9 protein-coding genes and 1 pseudogene are annotated in these 13,133 nt (G+C 62.8%); 5 read left to right on the top strand and 5 right to left on the bottom strand.

The features are described from left to right. Positions 1-149: 149 nt before the first annotated feature. Positions 150-917 carry a 4Fe-4S dicluster domain-containing protein gene (locus RDL77_RS08735; RefSeq protein ID WP_288192547.1) on the bottom strand — a complete coding sequence of 256 codons (768 nt, stop codon included), beginning with the start codon at positions 915-917 and terminating at the stop codon, positions 150-152. Next, positions 914-3,766 carry a molybdopterin oxidoreductase family protein gene (locus RDL77_RS08740; RefSeq protein ID WP_288192548.1) on the bottom strand — a complete coding sequence of 951 codons (2,853 nt, stop codon included), beginning with the start codon at positions 3,764-3,766 and terminating at the stop codon, positions 914-916. The genes RDL77_RS08735 and RDL77_RS08740 overlap by 4 nt, the downstream gene beginning before the upstream one ends. Before the next feature lie 156 nt (positions 3,767-3,922). On the opposite strand from RDL77_RS08740, the gene RDL77_RS08745 reads away from it, so the two are divergent. The 5 genes from RDL77_RS08745 (at position 3,923) to RDL77_RS08765 (ending at position 10,388) form a co-directional block, all read left to right on the top strand. Continuing rightward, positions 3,923-5,194, top strand: a complete 1,272-nt coding sequence (locus tag RDL77_RS08745; protein WP_288192549.1) for an acetylornithine deacetylase/succinyl-diaminopimelate desuccinylase family protein — start codon at positions 3,923-3,925, stop codon at positions 5,192-5,194. A 69-nt stretch (positions 5,195-5,263) separates the two neighbouring features. Then, positions 5,264-6,748: an ABC transporter substrate-binding protein gene (locus RDL77_RS08750; RefSeq protein ID WP_288192550.1), complete on the top strand. Its 1,485-nt coding sequence runs from the start codon at positions 5,264-5,266 to the stop codon at positions 6,746-6,748. A gap of 213 nt (positions 6,749-6,961) precedes the next feature. Further along, positions 6,962-7,909, top strand: a complete 948-nt coding sequence (locus RDL77_RS08755; protein WP_288192551.1) for an ABC transporter permease — start codon at positions 6,962-6,964, stop codon at positions 7,907-7,909. Then, positions 7,906-8,763, top strand: a complete 858-nt coding sequence (locus RDL77_RS08760) for an ABC transporter permease (RefSeq protein WP_288192552.1) — start codon at positions 7,906-7,908, stop codon at positions 8,761-8,763. The genes RDL77_RS08755 and RDL77_RS08760 overlap by 4 nt, the downstream gene beginning before the upstream one ends. Next, positions 8,760-10,388, top strand: coding sequence for an ABC transporter ATP-binding protein (locus RDL77_RS08765; protein ID WP_223612854.1), 1,629 nt, complete (start codon positions 8,760-8,762; stop codon positions 10,386-10,388). Before RDL77_RS08760 ends, RDL77_RS08765 begins: the two co-directional genes overlap by 4 nt. Here RDL77_RS08765 and cbiB read toward each other — a convergent pair. The 3 genes and pseudogenes from cbiB to RDL77_RS08780 all read right to left on the bottom strand — a co-directional run. Beyond that, positions 10,385-11,362, bottom strand: a complete 978-nt coding sequence (gene cbiB, locus RDL77_RS08770; RefSeq protein WP_288192553.1) for an adenosylcobinamide-phosphate synthase CbiB — start codon at positions 11,360-11,362, stop codon at positions 10,385-10,387. The two genes, RDL77_RS08765 and cbiB, sit on opposite strands and share 4 nt — an antisense overlap. A gap of 29 nt (positions 11,363-11,391) precedes the next feature. Further along, positions 11,392-12,402, bottom strand: a complete 1,011-nt coding sequence (gene cobD / locus RDL77_RS08775) for a threonine-phosphate decarboxylase CobD (protein WP_288192559.1) — start codon at positions 12,400-12,402, stop codon at positions 11,392-11,394. Continuing rightward, a pseudogene (locus tag RDL77_RS08780) lies at positions 12,402-13,133 on the bottom strand (cobyrinic acid a,c-diamide synthase); the annotation flags it as partial. The gene cobD and the pseudogene RDL77_RS08780, both read right to left, overlap by 1 nt.

The raw sequence follows: 13,133 nt of genomic DNA on the forward strand, positions 1-13,133 counted from the left end.
CACAAGGGGGGAGATCAGCCTACATTGCCGCTCCCGCGAAATTTGAAACCTTGCATGTTGAGTGAATACATTGATGTCAATGTGATCTCCCCCCTTGTGGGGGAGATGGGCGGCAGCCCAGAGGGGGGTGTCAAAAAACAAACTCATGTTCAAATCCGGTCCAGCGTTTTGTCGAGCCAGGCAAAGAACCCACTCGCGCCTTCGGTGTTCTCTGCAAGCGGAATCATCGGCGCGGCGCTGGCCAACGATGTGCGGGCGCGCGGCGGCAGATATTTGTTGGTCGGCCGCGTCTCCTGCTCCGGCATCAGATCGAACCCGCCCCGCTCCGCGACCATGACCGACACCTCGGATGTAGGATCGCCGAGATCGCCGTAATGGCGGGCATTGGCCGGGCACGTGCGCACGCAGGACGGCACGCGGTCCTCCTGCTGCAGCGTTTCGTTATAGATGCGGTCCACGCACAGCGTGCACTTCTTCATGACACCTGCCGCGAGATCCATTTCCCGCGCGCCGTAGGCGCAGGACCAGGCACAGAGACCGCAGCCGATGCACTTGTCCTCATCGACAAGCACAATGCCGTCTTCGGCCCGCTTGTACGATGCACCGGTCGGACAGACCGTGACACAGGGCGCATCCTCGCAGTGCAGGCAGGATTTCGGGAAATGCACCACCCGCGCATCGCCCGCTTCGCCGATCACCTGTCCGCCGTCCGGCACCACCTCAAAGCTGTGAATGCGGTTAAGGAAGGTGCCGGAAACATCATCCCCATAGGGATGCTGGTCCGACAGCGCATTGCCATAGGCGCCGGTATTCCACTCCTTGCAGCTGATGACGCAGGCATGGCAGCCGACACAGACATCGAGATCAATGACAAGGCCAAGCTTTTTGGCGCTGCGGGTTTGCGGCAGGCTGGTCATGTCGTCCACTCCTGTCCGTAACGTAGCTGGTCCACTGGTTCCGGCTGGCTGCCGGGCCGCAACAAGGTGCTGAAATGCGGCTCGCTCACCGCCTCACCCGCCTCTGCCTTCTCGATGCGCACGCGCAAATCGTACCAGGCCGCCTGCCCGGTGATCGGATCGGAATTCGACCAGCGCATGCCATCGGCTTTCGGTGGCAGCAGTTCATGGATAAGATGGTTGAGCAGAAAGCCCTTGGTCGCCTCCGGCGCATTCTTGTCGAGCGCCCAGGCGCCGCTGCGCTTGCCGATGGCATTCCAGGTCCATATGGTCCTGTCGTTCACCGCCTCGGTGCGCGCGATCTCACACTTGATGCGGCCGTGATGCGACGTCACCCAGACCCAGTCACCATCCTTCAATCCCAGCTCATCACAAATGCCGCCCGGCACATAGAGCGGGTTCTTGGTGTGTATCTGCCGCAGCCAGGCATTCTGCGAGCCCCAGGAGTGATACATCGCCATGGGGCGCTGTGTGATCGCATGGTACGGGAAAGCCTCGGTATCGATGCCCTGTTCCTCGAATGGACGGTACCACAGGGGCAGTGGATCGAAGCACTCAAGCAGCCTCTCCCGATATTGTTCCGGCGCAACCGGCTTGCGGGTGCCCAGCGCCGACAGGCGGAATTTTTGCAGCGTCTCCACATAGAGCTGGATCGTCACCGGCTGCGGCGTATCGAAAAAGCCGGTATCGATGGCGAATTGCTGGTAGGCGGCATTGTGATGCTTGAAATACAGCGCCTCCTCCGGGATGTGCTTCATCCAGAATGCGCCGTTATCGATATAGTTTTTCAGCTGGTCCGGGTTCGGCGTTCCGCGCCCCTCGCCGGCGCCATCCGCATCGCGCCAGCCCGACAGCGGACCGATGCCCGGCTTGCGCTGATGATTGACGATGTAATCGGCATAATCCTTGTAGAGCGCCCCGCCCTGTTCATTGACGAAACCCGGCAATTTCAGCCGTGCGCCAAGATCGATCAGAACCGACTGGAAGCCGCGCACATTGCGGTCCGGTTCCAGCACTGGCCAGCGGATGGCATCGCACGCGGCTTCGGGCTCGGAAATCGGCCGGTCGAGCAGCGAGATGCAGTCGTGCCGCTCAAGATAGGTCGTATCCGGCAGCACCAGATCGGCATAGGCGACCATCTCCGAGGAATAGGCGTCGGAATAGATGATTTTTGGAATCTTGTATTCGCCGGTCGCTTCATCGCGTGCTTCCAGCATTTTAATGGTGCCGCGCGTGTTCATCGACGAATTCCACGCCATGTTCGCCATGTAGAGGAACAGCACGTCCACCGGATAGGGATCGCCCGCATGGGCATTGGCGATCACCATATGCATCATGCCGTGCGCGGACAGCGGCGCTTCCCAGGAAAAAGCCTTGTCGATGCGCTGCGGCTTGCCATCCGCATCGACCAGCAGGTCTTCCGGCCCAAGGGGATAGCCGAGATGCGGCCCGGCGAGCGGCTTGCCCGGCGTGACATGTTCCGCCCGGCCGTGCGGGCGCGGATGGGCCGTGGCCGGTTTCGGATAGGGCGGCTTGTAGCGATAGCCGCCGGGGCAATCGATGGAGCCGATGATCGTCTGCAGCACATGCAGCGCCCGCGCCGACTGAAAGCCGTTGGAATGGGCCGAGATGCCGCGCATGGCATGGAAGGTCACCGGGCGGCCGATCATCACATCGTGCTGCTCGCCCTTCATGTCGGTCCATGGCTGGTTGAGGATAATCTCCTCCTCGAACGCTACCCGCGCGATTTCGGCGGCGAGGCCGCGAATGGTGGCTGCCGATACGCCGGTTTCAGCAGCGACGGCATCGGGCGCGTATTGCGGATCAAGGTACTTTTCCGCCATCAGCCGCAGGACGCTGCGTACCTTGCGGCCGCCATCCGTGGTGAAATCGGCGTTGAGATCGGCAACATGGCCCGGCTCGTCAAAACGCACCAGCGCACCGGTTTTGCGATCGCGCACCAGCGCCTTGCCGAGATCGTCCCGCAGGAACAGGCCGTGATCCTCCTTGCCCTCGTCGTCGATCACCAGCCACGGCGCATTGGTGTAGCGCTGGAGATAATCGAGATCGATCTGGCCGTTGCGGAAGAGTTCATGGATGATCGCCAGGATCAGCAGCCCGTCGGTACCGGGACGGATCCCGATCCAGTTGTCGGCAACGGCGGAATAGCCCGTGCGTACCGGATTGACCGAAACGAACCGCGCGCCGTTCTGTTTCAGCTTGGAAATACCCATCTTGATCGGGTTGGAATCATGATCCTCGGCGACCCCGAACAGCACGAACAGCTTGGTCTTGTCCCAGTCGGGCGCTCCGAATTCCCAGAACGCGCCGCCGATCGTGTAGATGCCGGCCGCCGCCATGTTGACGGAACAGAACCCGCCATGGGCGGCGTAGTTGGGCGTGCCGAAATTCTGCGCCCAGAAGCTGGTCAGGGCCTGCGACTGGTCACGGCCGGTGAAGAAGGCCAGCTTCTGCGGCGCGGTCTCACGCATCGGCTGCAGCCAGTCGACGGCGAGCGACAGCGCCTCTTCCCAGCTGATTTCCTTGAACTCGCCCGATCCGCGCGGCCCGGTCCGCAACAGCGGCGCCCGCAGCCGCGCCGGCGAATAATGCTGCATGATTCCGGCCGAACCTTTGGCGCACAGCACACCCTTGTTGATCGGGTGATCTCGATTGCCTTCGATATAACGGACCTTGCCGTCCTTCAGATGCACATTGATGCCGCAGCGGCAGGCGCACATGTAGCAGGTTGTCTTGGCGATTGTGTCACCCACCGGCGCCGACAGGGCAATGTACGGTTCGGTTTGCATGGGGTGATTGCCTCGCTTGTCACAGAATCCCTGTTTTATAAGAACAATTCCAATCCACCAAACACACAAGCGACATTGCACAGAGAAATCGCCGCGATGCTACTGCCAAGAAGTTGCCTCTTGCCAAATCGTCGCCAAGGCTGATTTGATATACCAATGGATGAAAAACTCTCCCGTGCCATTGAAAAACGCCGTGACGATCTTGTCGCGCTGACCCGTGATCTCATACGCTTTCCTACGGTCAATCCGCCGGGTGAAGCCTACACGCCCTGCGCCGAATTTATCGCGCAACGGTTGAAGAAGAGCGGTTTCGAGACCCAGCTGATTCGCGGTGAAGGTACGCCCGGCGATACGGACCGCTATCCGCGCACCAATATCGTCGCGCGTTTCGATGGCCGGACACATGGCCAGACCGTGCATTTCAATTCGCATATCGACGTGGTCGATGCGGGCGAAGGCTGGACGGTCGATCCGTTCGAGGGTGTCGTGAAGGACGGCAAGGTCTACGGGCGCGGCGCCTGCGACATGAAAGGCGGGCTCGCGGCCTCGATCATTGCCGCCGAGGCCTTCCTTGAAGTCTATCCGGACTTTGCCGGTTCGATCGAGATTTCAGGCACGGTGGACGAGGAATCCGGTGGCTTTGGCGGCGTCGCCTATCTCGCCAGCAAAGGTTTTTTCTCAAAGCCGCGCGTCGACCACGTCATCATTCCCGAGCCGCTGAACAAGGACCGCATCTGCCTTGGTCATCGCGGCGTCTGGTGGGCCGAGATCGAGACCAAGGGCGAGATTGCCCATGGCTCCATGCCGTTTCTCGGCGATTGCGCCGTGCGCCACATGGGCGCGGTGCTCGACGCTTTCGAAAAGGAGCTGTTTCCGGCGCTCGACAAGAAGCAGACCCGCATGCCCGTGGTGCCGGAAGGCGCCAAACGCTCGACCATGAACATCAATTCGATCCATGGCGGCCAGACCGATGATTATTCCGGCCTGCCCTCGCCCAACGTGCCGGATTCCTGCCGCCTCGTCATCGACCGGCGCTTCCTGCTCGAAGAAGACATCGTCGAGGTCAAGCGCGAGGTGACGTCGATCCTCGACCGGCTGCAATGGGAGCGGCCGAAATTCCACTACAACATCCGCGACATCATGGAGGTGCAGCCGCTGATGACCGAGCGCGATGCGCCCGTGGTCACCGCCGTTGCGCAGGGCATCCGCGACGTCTTCGGCAAGGAGCCGGAATATGTCATTTCGCCCGGCACCTATGACCAGAAGCACATTGCCCGCATCGGCCTGCTGCACGACTGCATCGCCTACGGGCCGGGTATTCTCGACCTCGCCCACCGGCCCGACGAATATGTGGGCATCGAGGACATGGTCGAGTCGGCAAAGGTCATGGCGCTCGGCCTGAAAGTTCTGCTGTCCGGCTCAATCTAGGCATGGTTCTCAAAACAAAAATGTGCTGATCTGCACGGGGTTTACGGCAAAGTCCTTGGGAGACGTTGAATGAACAAATTCTGGAAGTCGGCCCTTGCGGCCAGCGCGCTTGTCCTGCTTTCCGCCACCGCATCCCTTGCCGCCAAAACCGACCTCGTGTTGGGCGTCGTCTTGGAACCGCCGCACCTCGATCCAACAGCCGGTGCAGCCACGGCGATCGGCGAAGTGGTCTACGCCAATGTGTTCGAGGGGCTGACACGCATCAATGCCAAGGGCGAGGTTCTGCCAGCCCTCGCCGAGAGCTGGACCGTGTCGGACGACGGCAAGATCTATACCTTCAAGCTGCACAAGGACGTGAAATTCCACGATGGCACGGCCTTTGACGCGCAGGATGTCAAATTCTCGCTCGACCGGGCGCGCGACGAAAAATCCGTCAACCCGCAAAAGCCGCTGTTCGCCGCCATCGACACGGTGGAGGTCGTCGATCCGCTGACCGTCAAGGTCACGCTCAAACAGCCCAATGGCGATTTCCTCTACAATATGGGCTGGGCCGCCGCAGTCATCGTCGCGCCGGAAAGCGCCGACACCAACAAGGAAAAGCCCGTCGGCACCGGGCCTTTCAAATTCGACACCTGGGCCAAGGGCTCGCAGATCGTCATCTCCAGAAATCCCGCCTATTGGGGCGCGCCGGTTGCCCTTGATAAGGCGACGTTCCGCATCATCCCCGATCCGGCCGCCGCGACGGCAGCGCTGCTTGCCGGCGACGTGCAGGCGTTCCCTGTGTTCCCCAGCTATGAGGCCGTGCCGCAGTTCCAGGCCGATCCGCGCTTCAAGGTGATCATCGGCACCACGGAGGGCGAGACCGTCCTTGGCATGAACAACCAGAAGCCGCCCTTCGACAATCTCAAGGTCAGGCAGGCGATCGGCCACGCCATCGACCGCAAGACCCTGATCGACGGCGCCATGTTCGGCCTGGGAACGCCCATCGGCTCGTTTTTCCCGCCGCACCATCCCGCCTATATCGACCTGACGGCCGAGTCCGCCTACGATCCGGCCCTGTCGAAGAAACTGCTGGCGGAGGCCGGCCATCCCGACGGCTTCAAGACCACGCTGAAACTGCCGCCTCCCGTCTATGCCCGCCGTGGCGGCGAGATCATTGCCGCGGAATTGCGTGAAATCGGCATCGAAGCGGAAATCATTCCGGTCGAATGGGCGCAGTGGCTGGAGCAGGTGTTCAAAGGCAGGGATTACGACATGACCATCGTGTCGCACACCGAGCCGAACGACCTCAACATCTTCGCCCGCGATAATTACTATTTCAACTACACCAGCCCGGCCTTCCGTGAGGTGATCAAGCAGATCGAGGCGACCTCCGATACGGCCAAGCGCACCGAACTCTACCAGCAGGCGCAAAAAATTCTGGCTGCAGACGCCCCGGTCGCCTTTCTCTTCCAGCTGCCGAAAACCGGCATCTGGGATGCCAAGGTCGAAGGACTGTGGGAAAACGGCCCCATCCCGGCCAATGACCTGACGGCGGTGAAATGGGCGGAATGATAGACTGATGTATCTGGGTTCTTTCACCCCCCTCTGGGCTGCCGCCCATCTCCCCCACAAGGGGGGAGATCACATCGACATGGACGCTTTCGCACAACAGGAACTGTTTCAGATTTCGCAAAGACGGCAATGTAGGCTGATCTCCCCCCTTGTGGGGGAGATGTCCGGCAGGACAGAGGGGGGTAAGCACCTCTACCCAGGGTCAAAGCACCCATGCTGAACTACGTATCGAAGCGGCTTCTGATCGGCATCCTGACGCTGCTGGCTGCTTCCATCGTCGTGTTCATCGTGCTGGACGTCGTGCCCGGCGATCCGGCGCGGCTGATGCTCGGCATGAACGCCACCGAGGAAGCCGTGCGGGCCTTGCAGCAGCAGATGGGGCTCGACCAGCCCCTGCTCGTGCGCTATGCCAGCTGGATCGGCGGGCTCCTCGTCGGCGATTTCGGCAAATCCTATACCTATTCGGTTCCCGTCCTGAACCTCATCACCGAACGCATCGCCGTTTCCCTGCCGCTGGCGCTGATTTCGCTGTTCCTGTCGACAATCATCGCCATTCCTGTCGGCCTGTTCTCGGCGTCGCGGCGCGGCACGATGGCTGACAGCGGCACGATGGCGATTGCGCAGGTCGGCGTTGCCATTCCCAATTTCTGGTTCGCGCTGCTGCTGGTCTATGTCTTCGCCGTCAGCCTGCGCCTCGTTCCCGCCGGTGGCTTTCCCGGCTGGAATGCCGGTGTCTGGGCCGGGTTCAAGTCGCTGATCCTGCCCTCCATCGCGCTTGGCCTGCCGCAGGCCGCCATCCTTGCCCGCGTCACCCGTTCCGCGCTGCTCGACGTGCTTGGCGAGGACTATATCCGCACGGCCCGTGCCAAGGGCCTGACCCGCCGCAAGGTGCTGTACCGGCATGCCCTGCGCAACGCCCTGATCCCGGTCCTGACCATTCTCGGCCTGCAGTTCGCCTTTCTGCTGGCCGGTACGATCATCATCGAGAATGTCTTCTACCTGCCCGGACTGGGCCGCCTGGTGTTCCAGGCGATCACCCAGCGCGATCTCATCGTGGTCCAGGGCGTCGTCATGCTGCTGGTCGCCGCGGTCATCGTCGTCAACCTTCTGGTCGATCTTTCCTATGCGCTGGTCGATCCGCGCCTGCGGGGCCGCTCATGAGCGCACCCACAGAATGGCAGGCCAACATCTCGAAGGCCTTTTCCAACCGGTCCTTCGTCATCGGCCTGACGATCACGGTCCTGCTGGCATTGATGGCGGCGCTGTCCTTCGTCTGGACACCCTATGCCGTCGGCTCCTTCGACATTCTCGGCAAGCTGAAACCGTCATCCTCGGCCCATTGGCTTGGCACTGACCATTTCGGCCGCGATATCCTGTCGATGATCATGGTCGGCAGCCGCAATTCCATTGCCGTGGCCTTTGTGTCCGTCGTCATCGGCGCCGGCATCGGTGTGCCGCTCGGCCTGTGGGCAGCGGCCCGCAGCGGCATGATCGATGAAGCCCTGATGCGCTTCAACGATCTCGTCTTCGCCTTTCCGGCCCTGCTTTCCGCCGTCATGATCACGGCCGTGTTCGGCCCCGGCGCGATCAACGCCATCATCGCCATCGGTATTTTCAACATTCCGGTCTTCGCCCGCGTCGCCCGCGGTGCCGCGCTGTCGCTGTGGCCGCGCGAATATATTCTGGCCGCCCGCGCAGCAGGCAAGAGCAGCCTGCTCATCACCATCGAACACATCCTGCCCAACATGATGAACATTCTTGTGGTACAGGGCACCATCCAGTTCTCCCTCGGCATCCTGGCGGAAGCGGGCCTGTCCTATGTCGGCCTCGGCTCGCAGCCGCCCATGCCGAGCTGGGGGCGGATGCTGTTCGAGGCGCAGACCATGATCGGCCTGGCGCCGCACATGGCGCTCTATCCCGGCCTCGCCATCGTCATCACCGTGCTCGGGCTCAATCTTCTGGGCGATGGCCTGCGCGATGTTCTCGACCCGAAAATGCGGCGGGAGCGTTCATGAACCTGCTTGAAATCAGCAAACTGACCCTGCGCATCGGCGCGTTCGAGGCCCTGAAAGGCATCGACCTTTCGGTGAGGACAGGCGAAATCCGCGCGCTTGTCGGCGAATCCGGTTCGGGGAAATCCATGACGGCGCTGAGCATCATGAAGCTGCTGCCGGGCGGCGCGCGGACCGGCGGGCAAATCAACTTCGGCGGCAAGGATCTGCTCACAGCCAGCGAAGCGGAGATGTGCCGCCTGCGCGGCAATGAGATCGGCATGGTGTTTCAGGAGCCGATGACCGCCCTCAACCCGGTCAAGACAATCGGCGAACAGGTGGCCGAAGGCATCAGGCTGCACACCGGCGCAACCCGCGCCATCGCCGAGGAACAGACGCGCGCCATACTCGACCGGGTCGGCCTGCCCGGGGCGAAATTCCCCCTCGGCCGCTATCCGCATGAACTGTCCGGCGGCCAGCGCCAGCGGGTGGTGATCGCCATCGCCTGCGCGCTCAAACCGCGCCTGCTGATTGCCGACGAACCCACCACCGCACTCGATGTCGTCCTGCAGGCGCAGATTCTCGACCTCCTGCAAAGCCTCGTCGACGAGGAACGGATGGGCCTGCTGCTGATCAGCCACGACCTCGCCGTGGTCGCGGGCATGGCCCATTCGATCACCGTGCTGCGGCATGGCGAGGTCATGGATACCGGCGAAACCACGCAGATCCTGAGCGAGCAGACGCATCCCTATACGCGCCAGCTGGCACAGGCCTCCATGCATGTACCGGAGCGCACGGCGCATCACCTGACCCTGGCAACCCCGGATGGCCCGTTGCTGGCGATCCGCAACCTCACGCGCACCTATCCGGGCCGCCGCAAGGGACTGTTCGGCCGCGATCCGGATTTCCGGGCGGTGGACGATGTCACTTTCGATATCAAGCCGGGGCAGTCCACGGCCCTTGTCGGGCGGTCCGGCTGCGGCAAGTCCACCCTCGCCCGCATGGTTCTGGCGCTTGACCGGCCGACCGACGGCCAGATTCATTTCGCCGGGCGGCGCATCGACAAGCTGACGCCGGACGATCTGCGCCCGGTGCGGCGCAACATGCAGGTGGTGTTTCAGGACCCCTACGGTTCCTTCAATCCACGCCACAAGGCCGAGCGCCTGATCGCGGAGCCGCTCTATCTGCTCGACCGCGAATTGTCCGACGGCGAGCGGCGCGACCGGGTGCACCGCGCACTGGAGCGGGTCGGCATCCCGCGCGCCGACAAGGACAAATATCCGCACGAGTTTTCCGGCGGCCAGCGCCAGCGGCTCGCCATTGCCCGCGCCATCATCACCGAACCGAAACTCATCGTCGCCGACGAGCCGGTATCCGCCCTCGACGTGTCGATCCGCGCGCAGATTCTCGATCTCTTCGCCGACCTCAACGACCGGCTGGGCATCGCCTATCTGTTCATCACCCACGATCTTGCCGTGGCGCGGGCCATCACCGATACGGTCATGGTGATGTCCGAGGGAAAGATCGTCGAGCGCGGCAAGACCGAGGAAATCCTGCGCCAGCCGCTGTCGGAAGCCGGCCGGGCACTGGTCCGGGCCTCACCCGACCTGCACAAGGCCCTCGCTCGCCGGATCACCGAGCAGGGTTAAAACAGTCCAAGGAAAAACAGGACCAGCAGCACGCCCGTGAAAAGTGCTGTCGCGACGCTGTAGACGCGCAGCGCCGCATCGATGTGCGCCGCACCGGCATCGCGGTGGCCGGACCCGTTGAGCATCGGCTCGTTGGCAACCACGCCGCCATAGATGCGCGGTCCGGCAAGCGCCACGTCGATGGCCCCGGCCATGGCCGCCTCGGGCCAACCGGCATTGGGCGAGCGATGCAGCCGTGCATCGCGCATCATCACGTCGAACGAACGGGCTGCGGCTTTTCCGCCATGCACGATCCACGCGGCCGCAGCGATCAGCAATCCGGTCAGGCGCGCCGGGATCCAGTTGGCGACATCATCCAGCTTGGCGGCGAACCGGCCAAAGTCGCGATGCCGGTCATTGAGATGGCCGATCATCGAATCCGCCGTGTTCAGCATCTTGTAGGCGAGAAGCCCCGGCAGGCCGAGCAGTGCAAACCAGAAGGCCGGGGCAATAATGCCGTCTGACGTGTTTTCGGCAAGGCTTTCAATCGCAGCGCGCGTGATGGCCGCCTCGTCGAGCACCTGCGGATCGCGCCCGACAATCATCGACACGGCACGGCGCGCACCCACCAGCCCGTCATTGCGCAGCGCATCGGCAACCCGCGCGACGTGCTCGCCCAGGCTTTTCTGCGCCAGGAATACCGCGACGATCAGGGCCTCGATCAGCCCGCCGAACGGCGGAATCATCGTCAGCGCCCAATGGATCAGCACGCCAACACCTGCCGCCACAAGCAACAGGGCAAGCATCGCGAGAAAACCGTTGCGGCGCTTTTCCTCCTCGGTATGCCCAGCCCTGTTGAAACGCTTGTCGATGAAGGCGATGGCCTTGCCGAACAGCACGACGGGATGCGGCACCCGCTGCCACAGCCAGTCGGGATCGCCGACATAACGGTCCGCCAAGAGGGCAAGAAACAGAATCAAAAGGTTGATTTCCATGGATGATTCGATCCCGTTGATTCAAAATCTCAGCTTCGCACAGCGTCCATTGCTATAACGGCACGCTGCCGGAATGTCTCTGCGTCATTCTCATCCAGTGGCAGGCCAAAGCGCAACCACTGCGGTGCATAGGCGAATTTGCGCACCAGCACGTGCTGCGCGCACAGGGCCTCGAACAGGGCATACGCGCGCCCGTGCTCGACCAGCGCAAACAGATCGGTGCCGGCGATTTCCTTCAGGCCGACCCCGGAAAAAACCGCGGAGAGGAGCTTGCGCCGCCGGGTCAGCCGGGCGCTGAAAGCGGCAAGCGCTGACGTGTCGGTAAAGGCGTGCCGGGCAATCGCCAGCGCCGGACCGGAGGCGGCCCACGGCCCCATGCGCTGCGTCAGCTTCGCCGCGAGCGGCGGGCTGGTCAGGGCGAAGCCGAGCCGCAGGCCGGCAAGGCCGAAGAACTTGCCGAACGATTTGAGCACGATCAGCCCATTTTGACCGCACTGCGCGGCAATGCTCGTTTCGGGATGCGGATCGGCAAAGGCTTCATCGACGATCAGGAAACCGCCCCGTGCCTGCAATGTCCCGGCAAGCGCAATCAGCGTGTCCTTTGCGACAATGCGGCCATCCGGATTGTTGGGATTGACGATGACAGCGACCCTGGCCGACGGCGGAATGCCCGAGACGTCGGCGCACGGTGTCACCGTCCAGCCCGCCCGTTCGAACGAGGACTGGTGCTCCTGATAGGTCGGACCGACGATCGCCACCTCGCCGCGATCCGTCAGATCCGGCATGATCTGGATCAGCGCCTGCGTGCCGGGCGCCGCGGCAATGCCTGTACCCGCCAAGGCACCGTAGTAAACACGGGCTGCCTCGAGCGCCGCTGCCAGCAGGTTTTCATCGGGCAAACGGTTCCACACGTCCGGTTGAATGGATGGCAGCGGAAAGACCTCCGGATTGATGCCGGTGGACAGGTCAATCCAGTCTTCACGCCGCCCGCCAAACCGGCTTATGGCGCGATCAAGCGCGCCGCCATGCTCAATCTGCATCATCCGGCCATATCGATCATGTGCATGTAGGAACCCGATACCGAGCCGACCCGCAGGCCCGCCTCGCCGAGATCTTCGCCCAGCGCATCGCGGACGCGAAACAGCCGCGCGGCGTCCCCTTCGCGCACAATGCTGGCATAGTGGAATTCATGCGCGGTGAAGGGAAACGGAAACGGCGAAGCCGCCAGCGGCTCGATCCGGCGGTAGCCCAGATGCATCCGGCGCTCGGCAAAACTGGTCTGCAGCGGCAGCAGGCCGAGCATGCCATGGGTTTTTCCGGCGGCATCCTCGATGCTTTCGCCCAGCACCATGTAGCCGCCGCATTCCCCGTAGATCGGGATGCCGCGCTGCGCCGCCTGGCGGATACCGGCGGTAAAATTGGCAGCCGTCGCCAGCTGTTCCGCATAAAGTTCGGGATAGCCGCCGGGCAGATAGACCGCATCGCTGTCCGCTGTCGGAGCTTCGTCGTTCAGCGGCGAAAAGAAGCTGATCTGCGCGCCGCGGCGGCGCCAGCCATCGAGCAGATGCAGGTAGGAAAAGGCAAAGGCGTTGTCGCGGGCCACTGCAATGTGCTGGCCGAGCGGCGGCACGCGCGCAATATTGGCCATGGAGGCGACGGGACCCAGACGCCCGGCGATCTGCTGCAACGCGGCAAGATCGATCTGCCTCCCCATGCCCTCCCCCGCATGGGCCAGGACCGCATCGAGCGCGCAATGCTCCCCCGCCTGCAC

The sequence above is a fragment of the uncultured Phyllobacterium sp. genome, assembly GCF_902479695.1.
Taxonomy (GTDB): Bacteria; Pseudomonadota; Alphaproteobacteria; order Rhizobiales; family Rhizobiaceae; genus Phyllobacterium; species Phyllobacterium calauticae.